The organism is Kitasatospora sp. NPDC098663, assembly GCF_044760075.1.
In the GTDB taxonomy this organism is placed as follows: Bacteria; Actinomycetota; Actinomycetes; order Streptomycetales; family Streptomycetaceae; genus Kitasatospora.
The window spans coordinates 148,748-169,115 of record NZ_JBIWAP010000021.1 but is presented as its reverse complement, the minus strand read 5'-3'; the positions used below and the strand labels follow the sequence as shown (position 1 = coordinate 169,115).

Genomic DNA, 20,368 nt, shown 5'->3' with positions numbered 1-20,368 from the left:
CCCGCCTTAGCTAAGGCATACCTTACGTAAAAACTTTTTTACGTCCATACCCGCCCCCCCTCGGAAGCGGGCCGACCGCCCAGCCCGCCCCCCTGCACACGCCCCGACCGGGACCCGTCAGCGCCCCGGCGTACGCCGCGCGGCCGCCCGGGCCGTCCACCGACCCTCGTGCCGGCTGATCCGGATCGGGTGGCCGAAGGTCACGCTGATCAGCTCGGTGGTCATCACCTCGTCCACCGGCCCGGCCGCCACGCACTCCCCGTCCCGCAGCAGCAGGGCGTGGGTGGTGCTCTCCGGCAGCTCCTCCAGGTGGTGGGTGACCAGCACGCTGGCCAGCTCCGGGTGCTGGTGGCGCAGCAGGTCCAGGCTGTCCAGCAGCAGCTCGCGGGCGGTCAGGTCCAGCCCGGTGGCGGGCTCGTCGAGCAGCAGCAGGCGGGGGCTCGGCATCAGCGCGCGGGCGATCAGGGCCCGGCCGCGCTCGCCCTGGGACAGGGTGGTCCACGCCGACTCGGCGATCGCGCCCATGCCGAGCGTCTCGATCAGCTGCTCGGCCCGCTCCAGCACCTCGGGGCCGGGCTTGCGGTGCAACTCCGGCTCGATGCTGTTGGTGTGCCCGGTGAGCACCACCTCGCGCACGCTCAGCGGCGAGCGCAGCGGGTGCCGGGGGTTGACGTGCCCGAGGTGGGCGCGCAGCTCGCGGATGTCCACCCGGCCGAGCCGGCGGCCGAGCACGTCCACCTCGCCCCGGGTGGGGTGGGAGACCGCGCCGAGCAGGGCGAGCAGGGTCGACTTCCCGGCGCCGTTGGGGCCGAGCAGCGCCCAGTGCTCGCCCGGCTCGATGGCGAGGGTGATCCCGCGCAGCAGGTGGCGGCCGTCGCGTACGACGTCCACGTCCTGGGTGCGCAGCAGCGGGCCGTCGAAGGACGGGACGGACGAGCTCATGGGGGCGGACCTCCGAGGTGCGGCGCCGGACAGGGCGCGGGCGAGGCGCCGTACCGGACGGGCCGGCGCCGACCGTCTGCGTGCAGAGTACAACCGTCGCCGCGCGCGGGGCCGGACCGTCCGAGGAGTGGACGCTCCAGAACCCTGTCACGCCGCGGGAGTTGGGAGGATGATCTGGGCATTCGGAGGGAACGAGGGGAGCGCCGATGCCGACCGACGGGGAAGCGGCCGAGGACCGGGCGGCCGACACGCTGCACGGGCTGGTCGAACTGCGGGCCGGGCAGGCACCGCAGGCGGTGGCCGTCCGCTGCGGCGATGCCGAGCTGACGTACGGGGAACTGGACGCGCGGGCCGCGGCCCTGGCCCGCCACCTGGCGGCGCACGGCCTGGCCCCGGGCGGCCGGGCGGCGGTGGCCCTGGGTCGCGGCACGCAGGTGTACGTCGCGCTGCTCGCGGTGCTGAAGGCGGGCGCCGCCTACGTGCCGCTGGAGCCGAGCGCGCCGGACGCGCTGCTGCGGCACGTCCTGGCCGACGCCGCCCCGGACCTGGTGGTGACCGAGGAGAACCACCGGGTGCGGCTCACCGACGCGGGCCCGGCGAAGATCGTCTGCCTGGACACGGCCGACCTCGCCGAAGCGCCGTCCGGCCCGCCGGGGGCGCCCACCAGCCCGGCGGACCTCGCCTGCGTCCTCTACACCTCGGGCTCCACCGGTCTGCCCACCGGGGCCCTGGTCGAGCACCGCAACCTGCTGTCCGCGTACCGGGGTTGGCGCGAGGTGTACGGGCTGTCCCCGGCGGACCGGATCCTGCAGACGTCGAGCCTGGAGTTCGACGTCTTCACCGCCGACTGGGTCCGCGCGCTGGGCTCCGGCGCCACCCTGGTGGTCGCCCCGCGCAACCTCACCCTGGACCGCACCGCCGACCTCGCCGGCCTGCCCGCCCTGGTGGCCGCCGAAGGGATCACCGTCCTGGAGCTGAACGCCCGCCTCGCGCGCCGGCTGGCCGCCCACCTCGCCCGGAGCGGCGAGCCGCGGACGGGCGAGCCGCGCGCAGGCGAACCCCTGGCCGGTACGCCGCTGGCCGACGGCCCCCGGGCCGGCGCGCCGCTGCCCGGCGTGCGGCTGCTCACCGTCGGCGCCGAGAAGTGGTACCTGGACGAGCAGTTGGGCCTACAGCGGATGCTCGGCGACGGGACCAGGGTGCTCAACGTGTACGGCCTCGCCGAGGCCGGCGTGGACAGCACCTACTTCGACGCGCAGGGCACGGCGGCCACCGAGGACGGCGAGCGGGTCTCCCTGATCGGCCGGCCGTTCCCCGGCACCCGGGTCTACGTGGTCGGCCCGGACGGCACCCCGGCGCCGCCGGGGCGGGCCGGCGAGATCGCGATCGCGGGCGGCGGCCTCGGCCGGGGCTACCTCCACCGGGACGACGACACCCGCCACCGGTTCGTCCGGGCGGCCTTCGATCCGGACGGCCGGGTGCTGCTGACCGGGGACATCGGCCGGCTCCGGGACGACGGCGTCCTGGAGTTCCTCGGCCGGGCCGCGCACGTGGTCGGGCCGGTCCCCTTCGCCCGCGAGGCCGCGGTGGTCTCCCGGGTCGCGGCGACGGCCCGGGCGGAGGGCCGGCTGCGCGCCCACCCGGCGGTCCGGGAGGCGGCCGTGGTGGAGCTGGAGCTGCGGCCGGGCCGGCGCAGCCTGGTCGGGTACGCGGTGACCGCGCCGGACGCGGACGGGGCGGACGGCTGGTCGCTCTCCCAGTACCTGGCGGCCCGGCTGCCCGCCGGCGGCGCGCCCGAGGCCGTCGTCCCGGTGCCGGAGCTGCCGCGCACCCGGGCCGGCAAGCTGGACCGCGCCGCGCTGCCGCTGCCCGCCCCGCCGGAGCACACCGCCGCCGGATCGGTGAAGGCGGGGTCGCGGGCGGGGAAGGGCGGCGGCGGCAAGGCCGGGGGCGGGCGCAGCGGCACGTCGAACCTGCCGGGCTGCCTGGCGCTCGGCTGCGTGGTGTTCTTCTCGCTCATGGCCTGGGTCGGCACCGACGTCTTCTTCCCCGGCGCGACGCGGCTCGGGGCGGTGCCCGACGCGTACCACTTCTGGTTCGAGCTGCTCTACCTGTGCGAGAACCTCGCCTTCGGCGCCGGGGTGGCCTTCCTCTTCTTCGGCTTCCCGGCGGTGCTGCGGCAGGGGCGGTCGTTCGGGCTGTCCCTGCTCACCTACTTCTCGGTGGTGTGGCTGCTGGCCTCCTGGTGGCCGCAGGACAACCTGTACCGGCTCACCGACGCCACCGACTGGCCGCGCGAGACGGCGATGGTGTTCACCTTCAACGTGCCGCTGATGGCGGCCGCGCTGGTGGTGCTGGTCTTCCTGATCCGGCGGCCGACCGCGCGGCGGTGACGGCCTGCGTCGACGGCCCCCCTGACGATCGGTCAGCGCAGTGCCTCGAACATCCCGGCCAGCCCGTGGTGCGCGGCCGCGAGCAGCGCCTGCGCGGCGTCCAGCGCCTCGGCGCTCGGCCCGGCGAGGGCGAGACCGACGACGGGCTCCGGGTCGTGGCACGCCGTCGGGATCAACGGCAGGAGGGTGACGTCGAGCCGGGCGCAGCGCGGCCGCAGCCGGTCGAGGTGGTCGTGCAGCGCGCCCGGGGAGAGCCGGGCGCCGAGCGGCATCGCGTCCAGGGTGCGGACGAGGTGGCCCGGGCCCCGCACCTGGTCGAGGCGGGCCCGCAGCATGAAGGCCACGGCCGGGCCGGTGAGCCGCAGGTTGATCTCGGTGGGGGCGAGCCGGCGCTGCCGGTCGGTGACGAAGTCCACGTCGTACCAGCCGCGGTAGCCCTCGGCGGCCAGCCGCTCCCCCACCGCGAGGGCGAACCGGCGGGCCGTCCCGGCCGCGCCCCGGGGCACCGCGTCGGGGCCGACGGTGACGCCCTGGTAGCGGGTGCCGGCGACGTGCATGTCGCCGGCTCCCACCGGGTGGACGGCTCCGTCCGGGCCGACCAGCGCGTCGTAGGTGAGGTCGCGCAGCCGGGCGGCCGGGCCCGGGTCGATGTGCTCCTCCAGCAGCAGGCCGCCCTGGGCGGGCAGGAGTTCGGAGCGGACCAGGCGCCGCAGCAGGGCCCGGCCGCCGCCGGCGGTGAACAGGTCGGCCGGCTCCACCACGACGGTGCCGTAGCCGCCGACGCCGTGCGGGCTCTTCAGCACGGTGGTCAGCCCCCGGGCGGCGCGGGCGGTCAGCCGGCGGGCCGCCCGGCCCCGGCCGACCGGGCGTTCCTGCCGGGGGACGACGATGCCCGGGTGGTCGGGGGCGAGTTCGGCGAACAGGTCGTGGGCCGCCGCCTTGGACTCGTAGCGGTGCACCGCGGCCAGTTCGGGTCCCTCGCCCTGGGCGGCGGTGCGGCCCCAGGCGACCACCGGCCGGCCGAGGGCGGCGATCCGTGCGGCCAGGGCCGGCCGTTCGGCGAGCGCCCGGGCGACCGCCCGCTCGGGCGCGACGCCGCCGTGCACCTCGACCGGGCCCCACTCCAGCTCCCGGGCCAGCCAGTCGGTCCACTCCGGGCCGACCTCGGCGGGCAGCACCAGCAGCGCGGGTTCGGGGCTGTAGCAGGCGGCCTGGCAGGCGTAGTGGTGTGCCTGCCGCAGCCGTCGGGCGCGCTGGGCGGCGTCCATGCCCGGGGCGAAGAACTGCTCGTTGAAGTCCGCGACGTTGCCCACGTGGACCGCCGCCCGGCCGCCGGTCCAGGCCGCCACCCATCCGTCCATGGGGGCGAGCCTAGGGCTTCGCCAGGTCATGCGTCAGGCGTCGGAACGCGATCGGCCATATGCGGCAAGGGTGTTGATTTCTGCTCACTTTTGATTTGAACAGGACACAACTTGGCAAAGATATGACCATTCCTCTAGCTCCATCTGACTGATCGCCGTCAATGTCGGTCGCAGCTCTTTTCCCTGCAGCTACCCCGACTGGAGTCAGAGTGAGCCCCACCTCCTCCTCCCGCCGCCCCCTCGCGGCCGGAGCCATCGCGGTCGTCGCCGCCCTCGTCGCCGTCGCCGTCCCCACCGGCACGGCCACCGCCGCCACCGGCACGAGGGAGGCCGCGATATCCCAGGCCCGCGCCAACGTCACCCACAACGCGGGGGTGTTCGGCTTCGGCGCCGGCCAGGACCTCGTGGTCAAGGACGTCGTCCTCGACGCCGACGGCACCCAGCACGTCCGCTTCGACCGCACCTACCAGGGCCTGCCGGTCGTCGGCGGTGACCTGGTCGTCCACCAGGACGCCCGCGGACGGCTCAAGGACTCCTCCCGCGCGGCCGCCCACGACGCCGCCGTCAGGTCCACCGTCCCGAAGGTGCCCGCGCAGGCCGGCGCCGCCGACGCGCTCGCGGCCGCACCCGGCGTCCAGGACGCCACCAGCACGCCCGAACTGGTCGTCTGGGCCGCCGACGGCACGCCCCGGCTCGCCTGGCGCACCACCGTCGAGGGCACCGGCGACCACGGCCAGCCGGCCGGCAAGGTGATCGTCACCGACGCCACCACCGGCGAGCAGATCGAGACCTACGACGCCGAGCACCAGGCCTCCGGCACCGGCCACTCCGAGTACACCGGCGACATCACGATCGACACCACCGCCCAGAGCGGCGGCGGCTACACCCTCAAGGACTCGGTCCGCGGCCACGTCACCAAGGACGCCAACAACGTCTCGGCGAGCGCGCTCAAGGCCGGCTCCGGCACCGCGTTCACCAGCGCCACCAACGTCTGGGGCGACGGGAAGAAGTTCTCCACCGACCGCTCCACCGCCGCCGTCGACGCCCACGCCAACACCGCCTGGACGTACGACTACTACAAGAACACCTTCGGCCGGAACGGCATCAAGAACGACGGCAAGGGCGCCACCGTCTTCGTCCACGTCGGCACCAACTGGGACAACGCCCAGTGGTCCGACAGCTGCTTCTGCATGATGACCGGCGACGGCGACGGCAGCACCGACCCCGAGCAGGTCGACCTCGACACCATGGGCCACGAGATGACCCACGGCGTCACCAGCGCCACCGCCAACCTGCGCTACAGCGGCGAGTCCGGCGGCCTCAACGAGTCCACCAGCGACATCTTCGGCACCATGGTGGAGTGGTACGCCAACAACAAGGTGGACACGCCCGACTACCTGTTCAGCGACCAGTCCACCCCGCCGTGGCTGCGCCGCTTCGACAAGCCCTCGCTCGACGGCCGGTCGGCGGACTGCTGGAGCAGCTCGGTCGGCAAGCTCGACGTGCACAACTCCTCGGGCGTCGGCAACCACTGGTTCTACCTGGCCAGCGAGGGCAGCGGCAGCAAGACCATCAACGGCTACACCTACAACAGCCCCACCTGCAACAACTCCACGGTGGCCGGCATCGGCAACCAGAAGGTCGCCAAGATCTGGTACCGCGCGCTGACCGTCTACATGACCTCCACCACCACCTACAAGGGTGCCCGCACCGCCTCCCTGAGCGCGGCCAAGGACCTGTACGGCCTCAACAGCACCGAGTACAAGGCCGTCGCCGCGGCCTGGAGCGGCGTCAACGTCAACTGACGCGCACGGTCCGGCGCGGCGGGCCCGGGTGACCCGGTCCGCCGCGCCCCCGACCCCGCTCAGCCGGGCGGGGCGGACGCGGTGCCGGTCAGCAGGGCCTCGCGGACGAGCTGGACGGGGTGCCAGGCGTGGCGCTCCGTCCCGTGGAGGATCTGCTGGCGACAGGACGCGCCGGTGGCCACGATCACGGTGTCCTCGGGCTCGGCGCTGACGGCGGGGAAGAGCCGGTCGTTCCCCACGGTCATGGACACCTCGTAGTGCTCGCTCTCGAAGCCGAAGGAACCCGCCATCCCGCAGCAGCCGGCGTCCAGTTCGACCACCTCGACGCCGGGGATCCGGTTGAGCAGGGCGACGGTGGCGGCCGTACCGACCTCGGCCTTCTGGTGGCAGTGGCCGTGGTAGAGCAGTCGGCGACCGGCCGGCCAGGCCTCGGGGCTCAGCCGGAGGCGTCCGGCGTCGATCGCCTCGGTGAGCAGTTCCTCCACCTGCCGGACCCGGCCCGCGAGGTCCTTGACCACCGGGTCGTCCGGGTGCAGGGCCAGGTGTTCGTCCCGCAGCGTCATCAGACAGGACGGCTCGCAGCCGGTGACCGGTGAGTCCGGGGCGGCCGTCGCGGCGATGGCACGGGCGAAGTCGGCCGACTGCCGCTTGGCGTCGTCCAGCAGTCCCTTGGACAGGCTCGCGCGACCGCAGCAGCCCTGCCCCGCCAACCGGACCCGCCAGCCGGCCAGTTCCAGCAGTTCGACGGCGGCGCGGCCGATGGCCGGCTCGGTGTAGGTGGTGAAGGAATCGGCCAGGAAGGTCACCTCGCCGAGGGGGGCCGACGGGGCCGCACCCTCGTGCTGCCGGAACCACCGCAGCAGGTCGTTCCGCGCGAAGGCCGGCAGCGGCCTGGCGGCGGTGATGCCCAGCCTCCGTTCCAGCAGTCGGCGGACGAGCCGGCTGCGCCCCGGGAGGTTGGAGAGCGGCGCGGTGGCCGAGCCGAGCCGGTTGAGCAGACGGATGGCGCCGAACACCCGGGATCTGAGCGGCACCCCGTGCAGGTCGTGGTGGTGGGAGAGGGTCTCGGCCTTGAGCGTGGCCATGTCGACGCCGAGCGGGCACTCGCTCTTGCACGCCTTGCACATCAGGCAGAGGTCGAGGATCCCGTGCAGACGCTCGTCTCCCAGCGCCTGCCGGGGGTCCGGCTCGGAGAGCGCCTTCACCAAGGCGTTGGCGCGGCCGCGGGTGGAGTGCTCCTCCTCCCGGGTGGCCATGTAGGAGGGGCACATCGTGCCGGTGGCGCTCTTGCGGCACAGCCCGATGTTCATGCACCGGTCGGCCGCCCCGCGCATGCCGCCGAGCACCTCGAAGGAGAGCCGGGTGCGCAGTTCGGGCGCGGGCGGCAGGGCCGGGTCCCGCAGGTGGTCCGTCATGGCGGGGGCGTCGACGATCTTGCCGGGATTGAAGAGGTTCCGGGGGTCGAAGAGCCGCTTCGTACCGCGCATCGCCTCGTAGAGGTCCCGCCCGAAGAGCAGCGGGTTGAACTCGCTGCGGGCCAGGCCGTCGCCGTGCTCGCTGGAGTTGACGCCGCCGTACTCGGTGACCAGGTCCCGGATCTCCTCCGCGACCGCCCGCATGGTCGTCACCTGGGCGGGATCGGTCAGGTCCACGAAGGGGCGGATGTGCAGGCAGCCGACCGAGCAGTGCCCGTAGAAGCCGGCCGCCAGGCCGTGCCGGTCCAGCACCTCCTGGAAGCGGCGGGTGTAGTCGGCGAGGTGGACCGGGTCGACGGCGGTGTCCTCGACGAAGGCGAGCGGGCGGCGGGTGCCCTGGCCGGCGGCCATCAGCAGGCCGAGGCCGGCCGCGCGGACCTTGAGCAGGGCCTCCTGCTGCTTCGCGGTCACCGCGTGCAGGGTGTGGTAGCCGTGGCCGTGCCGGGCCCACCGGGCGGTGAGCCGCTGGAGCCGGCCGCGCAGTTCGCCCTCGTCGTCCCCGCTGAAGCTGACGAACAGCAGCGCCCCGGGATCGCCCGCCAGGATGCCGCCGAGCGGGGCGTACTCGATCTTCCGCCGGGAGAGTTCGAGGATCGTCCGGTCCATCAGCTCCACCGCGGCGGGTTCGCAGGCGAGGGCGTCCTCGGTCGCGTCGACGGCCCCGGCGACGGAGGTGAAGTGGCCGACGGCGATGACCGTGTGCGCGGGCCTGGGCACCAGGTCGACCAGGGCCCTGGTGGCGATGACCAGGGTGCCCTCCGAGCCGACGACGAACTTGGCGAGGTCGAAGGGGGCGCCCTCGGCGCCCTCGGCGCCCTCGCGGACGAGCCGTTCCAGGCGGTACCCGCCGGAGCGGCGCCAGAACTCCGGCGTGCCCTCGGCGATGGCCCGGGCGTTGGCCCGGACGATCCGCGGGAGTTCGCGGTAGACGGCGCCTTCGAGGGTCGGCAGGGCGGCCCGGCGGCGGTGCTCCGCCGCGTCGACCGGGGCGAGGTGGGCCCGGCTGGCGTCGGAGAGCACGACGTCGAGCTCCCGGACGTGGTCGATGGTCATCCCGTGGCGCAGCGATCCGCTACCGCCCGAGTTGTTGCCGATCATGCCGCCGATGGTGGCCCGGTTGGCGGTGGAGGTGTCGGGGCCGAACACCAGGCCCGACGGCGCTGCCGCGCGGTTCAGTTGGGCCTGGACGACACCGGGTTCCACCAGGGCGGTACGGGCCTCGGGGTCCAGTTCCAGGATGCGGTTCAGATGGCGGGAGAGGTCCAGGACGAGCCCGGGGCCCACGGTCTGCCCCGCGAGGCTGGTGCCCGCGCCGCGTGGCACCAGCGGTACACCGTGTTCGGCCGCCGCGGCGACCGCGGCCTGGACGTCGTCGGCGTGCCGGGGCAGGACCACGCCGACCGGGGTGATCGCGTACATGCTCGCGTCCCGGGAGTACAGGTGCCGGGTGTAGTCGTCGAAGCGGACCTCGCCGTCGAGGTCGCGGCGGAGCCGCTGCGCCAGTGCGCGGGTGTCGCCGTCGCGGCTGCCGTTCTCGGGTCGGGCGGCGCGCTCGGGGCCGCGGCCGGCCGTCGAGGCGTCGGAACTGCTCGCTGTCATGTCCGGTTGGCTCCTCTGTCCGGTGGTGCCGAGGCGTTCACGGTCGGCGGAGCACGTCGAGCGCCGCGCCGAGGCCGGCCGGGTCGATCGGCACCCCGGCGAGCTCCAGGCCCAGCTGCACCCCGGCGAGGGTGCCGATGAGGGTCAGGTCGTTGAGGTGGCCGAGGTGGCCGATCCGGAAGACCCGGCCGGCGAGCCTGCCCAGACCGGCGCCGAGCGACATGTCGTAGCGCTCCAGGACGAGTTCGCGCAACCGGTCCGCGTCGTGGCCCTCGGGCAGCAGGACGGCGGTGAGCGAGCCGGAGTACTCGCGTTCGTCCGCGCACAGGACCTCCAGGCCCCAGCCGCGGACGGCGGCCCGGGTGGCGGCGGCGTGCCGGGCGTGCCGGGCGTGGACGTTGGCGTGCCCCTCGGCGTCGAGGATCCGCAGGGCCGCGTCCAGGCCGTAGAGCAGGTTGATGGCGGGGGTGTAGGGGAAGGAGCCGCTCCTGTTCGCCTCGATGACCGGCGCCCAGCTCCAGAACGACCTGGGCAGGCCGGCGGTGCGCGAGGCGACCAGCGCCTTGCGACTGACGGCGTTGAACCCCAGCCCGGGCGGCAGCATCAGGCCCTTCTGCGAGCCGGACACCGTGACGTCCACGCCCCACTCGTCGTGGCGGTAGTCGAGGCAGCCGAGCGAGGACACCGCGTCGACCAGCAGCAGCGCCGGGTGGCCCGCCTCGTCCAGGGCCCGGCGCAGTTCCGCGATCCGGCTGGTCACTCCGGTGGAGGTCTCGTTGTGGACGACGCACACCGCCTTGATCGTCCGGTCGGTGTCCTCGGCGAGTCGCCGCGCGAGCACCTCGGGATCGGCGCCGTGGCGCCAGTCGCCGGGGACCAGGTCCACCCGCAGGCCGAGGGCCTGGGCCATCTCCTGCCAGAGCGTGGCGAACTGCCCGGTCTCGAAGCAGAGCACCCGGTCGCCGGAGCTGAGGGTGTTGACCAGCGCGGCCTCCCAGGCGCCGGTCCCGGAGGCGGGGTAGATCACGACCGGGCCCGAGGTGCCGAACACCGGCCCGATCGACGTGAGCAGACGGTGCGTCAGTGCCGCGAACTCGGGCCCTCGGTGGTCGGTCGTGGGAGCCGCCATCGCCTGCAACACGGGGTCGGGGACGTTGGTGGGGCCCGGGATCTGGAGGAAGTGGCGGCCGGTACGGAAGGACATACGCGTCGAACCCCCTTAAGGGTTGTGCCGTGTGACGGCACGTCGTATCGTGGAGCGGCATAGCGGAGCGTAGACGCCACCTTCGAAGGGGGTCAAGGATGCAGAACGTGCTCAACGCACTGCGGGTACTGGAGGAGGTCGCCGCGCGCCAGCCGATCGGTGTCGCGGAGCTGGCGCGGGCCATGGACCTGCCGAAGAGCTCCGTGCAGCGGGCGCTGCTCACCCTGCACACGGCGGGGTGGCTGCGCCAGGCCGGCGGGGCGCCCACCCGGTGGCTGGTCACCGCCAAGGCGCTCCAGGTCGGCCGGCAGGCCACCGGTGAACTGGGCCTGCGCGACGCCGCCGTGCCGGTGATGGAGGAACTGCGCCGGCAGACCGGCGAAACGGTGCACCTGGCCGTGCCGGAGGGCGGTCGGGTGATCCTGGTGGAGCGACTGGAGACCAGCCAGCCGGTGCGGATCGTCCTTCCGCTCGGGCAGGACCTGCCCGCCCACGCCTCCGCGAACGGCAAGGCGGTGCTCGCCGCGAGCCCGGCCGAGGCCCTGGAGAGCTACCTCGCCGAGGGGCTGGCCCGCTACACCGACACGACGATCGTCGAACCGCGGCGGCTGCTGGACGAGTTGGCGGAGATCCGGCGCCGGGGCTACGCGACCAACAGCGGCGAGTGGCGTTCCGACGTCTCGGCGGTCGCCTCGGCGGTCATCGGGGGCCTCGGGCTGCCGGTCGCGAGCATCAGCGTCAACGTCCCCGCCAGCCGGGCCACCGACGCGTCGCAAACGGAGCACGGAGCCCTGGTCAGCGCGGCGGCGAAGCGGCTCGGCGTCGCGCTCGGAGCGCGCGGATGACGGCGAACTCATTCCGCCCACAGCCTTCTTGACGGTACGTCAGGGCCGGCGCTCCCGATCCGGAGCCCGCCCCCCGACCCCTTGACGGCGGTATCGGCGCATCCCATGCTTGGCGCCTGATGGAACTCGGGTTCCATGATGCGAAAACGTGCGTGCGCCGATCGTCCGTACTCGGGTGGATCGAGCGTTCTCGCCGTCGCGGTCATCGCCGACTGGAGAAAGCGAGACCCACCCGTGTATCGCCAAGTCCCCGACCCGCTCGGACACCCCGCTCTCGCCGCCCTGCTCGCGGCGACCCCCCTCCTCGTCCTCCTGGCCCTGCTCGGCCTGGTACGCCTGAAGTCGCACTGGGCTGCCCTCGCCGGGCTCGCCACCGCCTTCCTGATCGCCACCGCCGGCTACGGCATGCCGCTCGGCCAGGCCGCCGACGGCGCACTGGAGGGAGCCGCCTTCGGGCTGTTCCCGATCGTGTGGATCATCCTCGGCGCGGTGTGGATCAACCGCCTCCAACGCGCCTCCGGCCACTTCGACGTCATCGGAAGGACCTTCTCGTCCCTCTCCGGCGACGTCCGGATCCAGGCCGTGCTCATCGCCTTCTGCTTCGGGTCGATGATCGAGTCCCTCTCGGGATTCGGCACCCCCATCGCGGTCACCTCGCTCATCCTGCTCGGCCTGGGGCTGGAGCCCCTGAAGGCCGCCGCCGTCGCGGCCTTCGCCAACACGGCACCGGCGGCCTTCGGCTCGGTGGGCAACCCGATCCAGACCCTGGCCAAGGTCACCTCCCTCCCCGGCGCCGACCTCGGCGCCATGGTCGGCCGCCAGTCCGCCGTCATCGCGGCCCTGGTGCCGTTCGTCCTGCTGCTCCTCCTCGACGGACGCCGAGGGCTCCGGGAGGTGTGGCCGGTGGCCCTGGCCGCCGGAACCGGCTTCGCCGTCGGCCAGTTCCTCTGCTCGAACTACCTCACCTACCAGCTCACCGACCTGGTGGCCTCACTCACCTCGCTCGCCTCGGTCATCGTGCTGCTCAAGGTCCGGGCGCGGCGACACGGCCACGCCACCGAAGCGGAACCCCGCGCGACGCGCGTCCCCCGGCGGGACACCGTGCTGGCCTTCCTCCCGTACGCGATCATCACGGCGCTGTTCACCCTGGTGTCCTACGGCGGGCCCCTCGCCCGCTTCGTGAAGGACCAGGACGTCTCCTTCCCCTGGCCCGGCCTCCACGTGACCAGCGCGAGCGGCCGACCCGTGGCGGTCACCACCTTCGACTTCGGCTGGCTCGGCGCGGCCGGGACCCTGCTCCTCGCCACCGGCGTCCTGACCGCGCTCATCCTGCGGGTGCCGGTACGGCGGGCACTGCGCTGCTACCTGGACGCGCTGCACCAGATCCGCTGGGCGGCCCTGACCATCGCCTGCGTCCTCGCCCTCTCCTACCTGATGAACCTCTCCGGAATGGCCGTCTCCATCGGCACCTGGCTGGCGGGCCTCGGCGGTGCCTTCGCCCTGTTCTCCGGCTTCACCGGCTGGTTCGGCGTGGCCCTCACCGGATCCGACACCTCCTCCAACGCGCTCTTCGGTGCGATGCAGGTCTCCGCCGCCCAGCACATCGGGCTCTCGCCCCTCCTGGCCGCCGCGACCACCAGCACCGGCGGCGTCCAGGGCAAGGCCGTCGCGATGCAGAACCTGGTCATCGCCGCGAGCGCGGTCGGGACGTACGGGCGGGAGGGGGAGGTCCTGCGCAAGATCATCGGCTGGAGCCTGGCCGTCCTGGCCGTCCTCTGCCTCCTCGCCTGGCTCCAGTCCACCCCGGTCCTCGGCTGGATGGTGCCGTGAACGAGTGGCCGCCGCGCCGGTCGGCCCGTTCGGCGCGGCGGCCCCGCTCGGCGGATCGGCCCTGTACGACGGACCGACCCCGTCCGGTGCGGCGGCCCCGCACGACGGACCGGCGTCGGCCCAGGCGGCGGGTCAGCCCAGGCGGCGGGTCAGCCCAGGCGGCGGATCGGCTCGCCGGCGAGGTAGGCCGCGATGTCCTCGACCGCCTCGCCGTAGTAGCGGCGGTAGTTGTCGCGCGACACGTACCCCAGATGCGGGGTGGCCAGCAGCCTGGGCGCGGTGCGCAGCGGGTGGTCGGCGGGCAGCGGCTCGACGTCGAAGACGTCCACGGCGGCGCCCGCGATCCGGCCCCCGGTGAGCGCGGCCAGCAGCGCGTCCTGGTCGACGATCGCCGCCCGGGAGGTGTTCACCAGGTACGCCCCGGGCTTCATCAGCGCGAGTTCGGCCTCGCCGAGCAGTCCCCGGGTGCGCTCGCCCAGGGCGAGGTGGATCGAGACGAAGTCGGCGCCGCTCAACAGCTCCTCCTTGTCCGCGGCCCGGCGCACGCCGACCTCGGCGGCCCGCCCGTCCGTGAGGTTCTGGCTCCAGGCCAGCACGTCCATGCCGAAGGCCAGTCCGACCCGGGCGACCAGGCCGCCGATCTTCCCCAGGCCCAACAGGCCGAGCACCCGCCCGTGCAGGTCGGCGCCGACGGTGCTCTGCCAGGGACCGCCCTCGCGCAGCGCCCTGCTCTCCGGCACGATGCCGCGGGCCAGGCCGAGCAGCAGCGCCCAGGTGAGCTCGACCGGCGGGGTGGAGGAACTGGCCGTCCCACAGACCGTCACGCCGTGCGCCTCGGCGGCCGCGTGGTCGATCACCGAGTTCCGCATGCCCGAGGCGACCAGCAGCCTGAGCCTCGGCAGCCGGGCGAACAGCGAGGCCGGGAACGGCACCCGCTCGCGCAGGGTCACGACGAAGTCGAAGTCGGCCAGCGCGGCGGCGAGTTCGTCCTCCGACCCGAAGTGCTCGGAGAAGGCGGTCACCGCCACCCGGTCGGAGACCGGGGACCAGTCGACGATGCTGGTGGCGACGCCCTGGAAGTCGTCGAGGACGGCGCAGCGAAGGGTCCGAAGTGTCATGCCCGCACTCTCCCAGACGCCGGTCGGCGCCCGGCGCGCCAGGCCCGGTCCGAGCCGCGGGCCTGCGGGATCGGCCCCGGGGGCGAACCGGCCCCCGGTCACGCCACGGCGGGCCGGCCGGTCGGCCTGGCCCTCGTCCCGGTGGCGAGCGCCAGACCGAGCAGGCAGCCCGCCACCAGCCCGGCGCCGTGGTTGTTCCGCAGCACGCACAGGAACAGACCGGCCGCGGGGATGAGCAGCAGGTACCAGGTGCCCTTGAAGGTGAGGCCCAGGGCGCTCCCGCGCAGCAGGCAGATGACGGCCAGGGCGCCGAGCAGGCCGCAGACGGCCACGGAGTCGCCGCCGCCGCGCGGCGACCAGCCCGCCAGGCTCACCACGTGGGCGAGGACGCCGCTGGCGAGGAAGACGGCCAGGGTCCGCCACCAACCGAGGACCGACTCGGCGACGGCGCCGACCACGAGCAGGGCCGGCAGGTTCATCGCGATCTGCGCGATCCCGGAGGACTGCACCAGCAGGGCCGTCCCGGCCCGCCACCACTGCCCGTCGGACAGCGCTCCCGGCTGCCGCATCAGATCGTCGACCAGGGTGGGCACGGCGTACTGGAGCACGGCCATCACCGCCATCAGCGCGAACAGTGCGAGGGTGGCCCGGGGCCGCCGCGCCAGGGCGGCCCGGACCACGGCGAGCACCTCGCCCGGCCCGGCGCCTGCCGGAGCTCCTGCTCCCTGGCCGGCGGCGGCGCCGGCCAGCACCAGCGCTCGCAGTCCCACGCTCACCACCACGGCGGCGCTCGCGTACAACCCGATCTCGTGCGGCGACATCGCCGACCCCCCGTTCACCCGACCTCGGACGCTTCCGCCCGTCGACGCGCCCATCATTCCGGCCGGGCGGGGCCCCCACCAGGGCGGGTGATCATGGAAACGGCATGACGGTTGTCACAGTCCGGACCGCTCCGCCGTCACCTCCGCCCCTGCGGATTCTGCGAGGATCCGTCCATTCCCGAATCGCTGGCGGTCGGGGCGGTGCAGTGGCGATCATGACGGCATGGCCTCTGACACCACCCCCGTCTCCGTCCCTGCCGCCGCCCCCGTCACCGCTGCCGCCTCCGGCAGTTGGACGCTCGGCGACCGCACCGTCCACCGGATCGGCTTCGGGACGATGCGCCTGCCGCAGACCGGTCGGGCGCTCGTCCCCGACGCCGTGCCGCGCGACCGCGAGCAGGCCGTCCGGGTGCTGCGGCGCGCCGTCGAGCTGGGCGTCAACCACCTCGACACCGCCGCCTTCTACTTCTCCCCGCTGCGCTCCGCCAACGAGCTGATCAACCGGGCGCTCGCGCCGTACGCCGACGACCTGGTGATCGCCACCAAGGTCGGCCCGGGCCGTGGGCTCGACGGCGAGTGGGTGGAGCACGCCCGCACCCCGGAGCGGCTGCGCGGCCAGGTCGAGGAGAACCTGCGCCAACTCGGCCGCGACCACCTCGACCTGGTGAACCTTCGGATCAGCGGCACCGACTCGGTCGCCGAACGCTTCGGCGCCCTCGCCGAGTTGCGGCAGGCCGGGCTGATCCGCCACCTCGGCCTCTCCAACATCCACCCGCACCAGCTCGCCGAGGCACAGGCCGTCGCTCCCGTCGTGTGCGTGCAGAACCCGTACGGCATCGGCGCCTCGCCCGAACAGGACGCCGTGCTGCGGCTCTGCGGCGAGCAGGGCATCGCCTTCGTCCCGTTCTACGCGATCGCCGGAGCCGGGCGGGAGTCCGGCACGGGCGCCGCCGAACCGGCCCAGGTCCGAGCGGTGGCGCAGGCGCGCGGGGTCGGCCCGGCCCAGGTCCGCCTCGCCTGGACGCTCCACCAGGGCCCGCACGTCCTGGCCATCCCCGGCACCGGCGACCTGGCGCACCTGGAGGACAACATCGCCGCCGGGGCGCTGCGCCTCTCCCCGGAGGAGCTGGCGCTGCTCCAGGAGGCGCACGCGGGCTGAGCCGGAACCGGGCGGGGCCGCGGCGGCGTCGCTCCGGGACGAGCTCAGGATCACCGGCGGGCACGAGAGCACGCGCGCCAACACGAACGAAGGAGTCCCGGAGCATGGCCGAGTCCGCCACCCGCTACCTCTACCTGACCCGCCACGGCGAGGCCGCGCCGGACGGCAGCGGGCTCACGGCCGACGGACACCGACAGGCCGTCCTGCTCGGACGGCGGCTGGCGGATCGCCCCATCGCCGCAGTGCACCACGGGCCGCTGCCCCGGGCCGCGCAGAGCGCCCGGCTGATCGCCGAGCAGTTGGGCGGCGGGCGGCCGGCCGGCGCGGTCCCGGCGGTCTGCGAGGAGGCCGGCGACTACGTGCCGTACGTCCCGGAGCGGCACGAACTGCCCGCCGGCAGCGCCGACTACCTGCTGGACTTCCTCGCGCAGTCCACGGCGGAGGAGCGCGCCCGCGGCCCGGAGCTGGCGCGCCGGGCCGTCCAGCGGTTCACCGGTCCGGTGGCGGGCGGCGAGGACCGGCACGAACTGGTCGTCACCCACGCGTTCCTGATCGGCTGGTTGGTCCGGCACGCCCTCGGCTCCCCTGCCTGGCGCTGGCTCGGCCTCAACTCCTGCAACGCGGCGCTGACCGTCATCCGCTACACGCCCGGCCGCCCCTCCTACGTGCTGCTCCACAACGACATGCGCCACCTGCCCGACGAGCTGTGCTGGACGGGCTTCCCGCCCGAGGCCCGCTGCTGAGGCCCGTCGACAGGAATATGCAGACCGGTCTATTGTTTTCCGCATGGGAGTCAAGGGTGAGGAAACCCGGGCCCGGCTGATCGCCGGCACCCGGACGCTGATCGAGGCACAGGGCTACTTCGGGACCGGTCTCAACCAGATCGTGGCCGCGACGGGCGCACCGCGCGGCTCGCTCTACTTCCACTTCCCCGAGGGCAAGGACCAACTGGTCGCCGCCTCCCTCGTCCAGGCCGGGCAGGAGGTCGAGGACCTGCTCGCCGCACTGGCCACCGAGGGCGCCGACAGTGGAGCGCTCACCGAGCGGCTCACCGAGGTCTTCGCCGAGCGACTGGCAGGCTCCGACTACACCAAGGGCTGCCCGATCGCGACCGTCGCCCTGGAGGTCGCCGGCACCAACGAGCCGCTGCGCGCCGTCTGCGCGGAGGTGTACGAGAGCTGGCAGCGCGTGCTGGCCGACCGGCTGCAGGCCGAGGGCTTCCAGCCGGCCGAGGCCGCGACGGCGGCCGGGCAGGCGCTGGCACTGCTGGAGGGCGCGGTCCTGCTCGCCTCGGTCCGGCGCAGCCGCGAGCCGCTGGACCACGCGCTGCACGCCGTCCGCCACCTGCTCGGCGCCAAGCCGGCCACCCGCACCGCGTAGGGCTTCACGGGGCGGAGCCGCCGCCGACCTGCGCGCGGCTCCGCCCCTTCCGATTCCTTGTGCCCGAATCTCCCGCGCCCGAGGTTTCCTCACGCCCGACGTCCTCGCCCACCGGCTGATGGACGTGAACTGACCCCCGCACCGCGCGAGCGCGGGCCGGACGCCGGGAGAGCGGTCTACCCGAAGGCCAGGCTCGTCCAGCGGACGCCGGACCGGCCGTGCAGGTCGCCGCGTTCGGTGCGGTGGAGCAGTCGCAGGCCCCGGGCGGCGGCGAGCGCGACGGTCTCCTCGGGCGGGACGTCGAACATCCGGCGGCCCGGCGGGACGGGCCCGTGGCGCAGGGTCAGGGCGAGGCGCCCGCCCGGGGCGAGCAGCCGGCCGAGGGCGGTCATCGCCAACGGCCGCTCGGCGGGGGCGAGATGCATCCATACGGCGGTCAGCAGGACGAGGTCGAAGCGTTCGGCGCCGGCGCTCAGCTCGGGCAGCTCGGGCAGCTCGTCGGCGACCCAGCGCACGCCGGAGCCCGCGTGCAACCGCTCGGCGAAGGAACGGAGTTCGGCGGTCGGCTCGACGGCCACCACCGGATGGCCGAGGGCGGCGAGGGCGGCCGCGTCCCGCCCGGTGCCGGCGCCCACGTCGAGGACGGCGGCGGGCGGGGGCGGGTAGCTGTCCAGCAGGTCCGCGTGGACCTCGGCGAAGGTCACGCTCTCGTACTGGACGGCGAGTTCCTCCGCCGCCTCGCCGTAACCGGCGGTGCTCGAAAGCCCGTTCAAGCCTTCCGTCCTATCCGACTCGCCCACCCCGATCAGGCCTTCCGGTCCCGGACGACCACCGCGTCACCGGCCGCCGCCGCGTCGGCGAAGAAGTCCCGCAGCTCCCGCAGGTCGGCGACCACCCGGGACGCCCAGGTCTCGGACCACGGCGTCGGGTACCCGAGGCGCGCGACCGTCCGGGCCAGCACGGTGTCCTGCTGGCGCACGAGTTCGCCGAGCGCCGAGTCGCGCAGGAAGGTGAAGGCGGCCGCGACCTGCGCGGGGCTCAGCACCAGCGGATCGGTCTGCGCGGCGTCGGGTTCGCGGCGCTCGCCGCCGTACACGGGCAGGCGGGCGGCCGGGTCGGGGTGCAGGCCGTTCTCGGTGAGGGCGAGCTCCATCAGCCGGGCGGTGCTCCGCACGCCGAGGAGGAGCCCGGCGGAGGCCAGCTGGTCGTAGCGGACGTCCTGCCGGTCGGGGACGAGCTCGCCGAGTTCCGTCGGCGAGCAGGTGTCGACCTGCTGGCCGGGCAGGCGGCGCCAGAAATGATCCACGCTCACCCGGACAGCGTAACGAAAGCGCGGCTCACGCCTCGCCGGGGTGCCAGAGGGGCCACTCCCAGGGGCGATCCGCCCAGTGGACGCGGACCGGATCTCGCGGGTCGAGGTCCGGGAAGAGCTGGTGGATCCGGGGTTCGAACTCCTCGGGGGCGAGCGGCTCCCAGCCGTGGCCCTCGAAGTGGACCAGGCGGTAGCGGCTGTCGGTCCGGAAGTCCGCCACCTCGACCAGGTGCTTGGACGTGCTGTTCGTCTCCATGCCCCCAGCATGTGGCGCGGCGGCAATCGGCGCCCCTCTAGACCCCTCTTCCGGGTCATGTCCCGGCGTCGGCGCGCTCGTTGAGCACGGGAAAGGCACGGCGGGGGATTCGGCGGGGGTTCAGCGCTGAAAGGACGACAAGATGACTGGGCAGCCCACCGGAGGACAGTGGCAGTGGCCGCAGGACGCGTGGCAGCCACCCCCGGTACCCACCGCGTTCGCGCCGGCCCCCGTTCGGCCGCCCGCACCGGCGTCGCGGCGGTCGCGGAAGGTGTGGGCCGCCGCGACCGTCGGGACCGTCGCCGTTCTCGCCGCCGTCCTGGCGATGTGCGGGCCGGGGTCGGGAGACGAGCTGGACGTGGTGGCCCTGCCGCACCCCTCCCCCTCCGCGTCCGACCCGGCGGCGCCGGACCCGCCCGCGTTCTCCCCGCTCCCCACCAGGCCCGCGCCGTCCCCGCTCCCGCCGCCCACGCCGCAGGGCGCCGGGCCGGCCCGGGCCACGGCCACGGCGGCGGCCGCGCCGGACGAGGACGAGCCGGCCGACGCCCAGCACGCGGCGACCGCGCACCCGAAGCCCGGCCGCACCGCGCACCCCTCCCCGTCGGCCCACGGCACCACCCCCGCGGGTGCCACCCCGGCGGCTCCGGCTCCCGGCGCTGCGCTGCCCACCCTCGGCCCGGGCGGCATCTGCGACCGGGCCGAACGCGTCGGCCGCTGGCCCGCGGGCTCGGAGCAGGCCCGCCTCTGCCACAGCGTCTACGGCTGAGAAAACGCCTGCGGCGGCCGCCGCACCCGCACCCGCACCCGCACCCGCACCCGCACGACGAGGGCGCCCCGCCGGACCGATCCGGCGGGGCGCCCCAGGCGG

The 20,368-nt window shown here is 74.4% G+C and carries 17 protein-coding genes; 8 read left to right on the top strand and 9 right to left on the bottom strand.

Annotated elements, in window-relative coordinates:
• Positions 1-117: 117 nt before the first annotated feature.
• A complete protein-coding gene (locus ACIQVZ_RS23260) occupies positions 118-942 on the bottom strand; it encodes an ATP-binding cassette domain-containing protein (RefSeq protein ID WP_350879855.1) in 825 nt (274 codons plus the stop codon).
• 206 nt (positions 943-1,148) lie between these two features.
• On the opposite strand from ACIQVZ_RS23260, the gene ACIQVZ_RS23255 reads away from it, so the two are divergent.
• Positions 1,149-3,335, top strand: coding sequence for an AMP-binding protein (locus tag ACIQVZ_RS23255; protein WP_402452561.1), 2,187 nt, complete (start codon positions 1,149-1,151; stop codon positions 3,333-3,335).
• A 32-nt stretch (positions 3,336-3,367) separates the two neighbouring features.
• Here the strand turns inward: ACIQVZ_RS23255 and ACIQVZ_RS23250 are convergent, their stop codons facing one another.
• Complete coding sequence (locus tag ACIQVZ_RS23250; RefSeq protein WP_402452560.1) at positions 3,368-4,696, bottom strand: hypothetical protein; 1,329 nt, start codon at positions 4,694-4,696, stop codon at positions 3,368-3,370.
• A 209-nt stretch (positions 4,697-4,905) separates the two neighbouring features.
• On the opposite strand from ACIQVZ_RS23250, the gene ACIQVZ_RS23245 reads away from it, so the two are divergent.
• On the top strand, positions 4,906-6,501 hold the full coding sequence (locus tag ACIQVZ_RS23245; protein ID WP_350879852.1) for a M4 family metallopeptidase: 1,596 nt from the start codon (positions 4,906-4,908) through the stop codon (positions 6,499-6,501).
• A 59-nt stretch (positions 6,502-6,560) separates the two neighbouring features.
• Here ACIQVZ_RS23245 and ACIQVZ_RS23240 read toward each other — a convergent pair whose 3' ends face one another.
• Together ACIQVZ_RS23240 and ACIQVZ_RS23235 are read right to left on the bottom strand one after the other, a co-directional pair.
• Positions 6,561-9,575 carry an FAD-binding and (Fe-S)-binding domain-containing protein gene (locus ACIQVZ_RS23240; RefSeq protein ID WP_402452559.1) on the bottom strand — a complete coding sequence of 1,005 codons (3,015 nt, stop codon included), beginning with the start codon at positions 9,573-9,575 and terminating at the stop codon, positions 6,561-6,563.
• Between the two features lie 37 nt (positions 9,576-9,612).
• The gene (locus ACIQVZ_RS23235; RefSeq protein WP_402452557.1) at positions 9,613-10,779 is read right to left on the bottom strand and encodes a pyridoxal-phosphate-dependent aminotransferase family protein; all 1,167 of its coding nucleotides are present in this window, start codon (positions 10,777-10,779) and stop codon (positions 9,613-9,615) included.
• Between the two features lie 98 nt (positions 10,780-10,877).
• Between ACIQVZ_RS23235 and ACIQVZ_RS23230 the strand changes: the two genes are divergently transcribed.
• Positions 10,878-11,624, top strand: coding sequence for an IclR family transcriptional regulator (locus ACIQVZ_RS23230; RefSeq protein WP_402452555.1), 747 nt, complete (start codon positions 10,878-10,880; stop codon positions 11,622-11,624).
• Between the two features lie 234 nt (positions 11,625-11,858).
• Positions 11,859-13,454: an L-lactate permease gene (locus ACIQVZ_RS23225; RefSeq protein ID WP_402452553.1), complete on the top strand. Its 1,596-nt coding sequence runs from the start codon at positions 11,859-11,861 to the stop codon at positions 13,452-13,454.
• A gap of 149 nt (positions 13,455-13,603) precedes the next feature.
• On the opposite strand, the gene ACIQVZ_RS23220 is transcribed toward ACIQVZ_RS23225, so the two are convergent.
• On the bottom strand, positions 13,604-14,572 hold the full coding sequence (locus ACIQVZ_RS23220) for a D-2-hydroxyacid dehydrogenase family protein (protein ID WP_402452551.1): 969 nt from the start codon (positions 14,570-14,572) through the stop codon (positions 13,604-13,606).
• 98 nt (positions 14,573-14,670) lie between these two features.
• Positions 14,671-15,393 (bottom strand): rhomboid family intramembrane serine protease, encoded by a 723-nt coding sequence (locus ACIQVZ_RS23215; RefSeq protein WP_402452549.1) that lies wholly within the window; start codon positions 15,391-15,393, stop codon positions 14,671-14,673.
• A 223-nt stretch (positions 15,394-15,616) separates the two neighbouring features.
• Here ACIQVZ_RS23215 and ACIQVZ_RS23210 point away from each other — a divergent pair, with 223 nt between their 5' ends.
• The 3 genes from ACIQVZ_RS23210 (at position 15,617) to ACIQVZ_RS23200 (ending at position 17,932) form a co-directional block, all read left to right on the top strand.
• Positions 15,617-16,552 carry an aldo/keto reductase gene (locus ACIQVZ_RS23210; protein WP_402452548.1) on the top strand — a complete coding sequence of 312 codons (936 nt, stop codon included), beginning with the start codon at positions 15,617-15,619 and terminating at the stop codon, positions 16,550-16,552.
• 104 nt (positions 16,553-16,656) lie between these two features.
• Complete coding sequence (locus ACIQVZ_RS23205; protein WP_402452547.1) at positions 16,657-17,295, top strand: histidine phosphatase family protein; 639 nt, start codon at positions 16,657-16,659, stop codon at positions 17,293-17,295.
• 43 nt (positions 17,296-17,338) lie between these two features.
• Positions 17,339-17,932, top strand: coding sequence for a TetR/AcrR family transcriptional regulator (locus tag ACIQVZ_RS23200; protein WP_402452545.1), 594 nt, complete (start codon positions 17,339-17,341; stop codon positions 17,930-17,932).
• A 176-nt stretch (positions 17,933-18,108) separates the two neighbouring features.
• On the opposite strand, the gene ACIQVZ_RS23195 is transcribed toward ACIQVZ_RS23200, so the two are convergent.
• From ACIQVZ_RS23195 to ACIQVZ_RS23185, 3 genes are read right to left on the bottom strand one after another with little or no spacing between them, the layout of a single operon-like run.
• Positions 18,109-18,705 carry a class I SAM-dependent methyltransferase gene (locus tag ACIQVZ_RS23195; protein ID WP_402452544.1) on the bottom strand — a complete coding sequence of 199 codons (597 nt, stop codon included), beginning with the start codon at positions 18,703-18,705 and terminating at the stop codon, positions 18,109-18,111.
• A gap of 32 nt (positions 18,706-18,737) precedes the next feature.
• Positions 18,738-19,244: a hypothetical protein gene (locus ACIQVZ_RS23190; RefSeq protein ID WP_350879841.1), complete on the bottom strand. Its 507-nt coding sequence runs from the start codon at positions 19,242-19,244 to the stop codon at positions 18,738-18,740.
• A 25-nt stretch (positions 19,245-19,269) separates the two neighbouring features.
• The gene (locus tag ACIQVZ_RS23185) at positions 19,270-19,500 is read right to left on the bottom strand and encodes a hypothetical protein (RefSeq protein WP_063350865.1); all 231 of its coding nucleotides are present in this window, start codon (positions 19,498-19,500) and stop codon (positions 19,270-19,272) included.
• Between the two features lie 142 nt (positions 19,501-19,642).
• Between ACIQVZ_RS23185 and ACIQVZ_RS23180 the strand changes: the two genes are divergently transcribed.
• The gene (locus ACIQVZ_RS23180) at positions 19,643-20,266 is read left to right on the top strand and encodes a hypothetical protein (RefSeq protein ID WP_402452543.1); all 624 of its coding nucleotides are present in this window, start codon (positions 19,643-19,645) and stop codon (positions 20,264-20,266) included.
• The last annotated feature ends 102 nt before the right edge of the window (positions 20,267-20,368 follow it).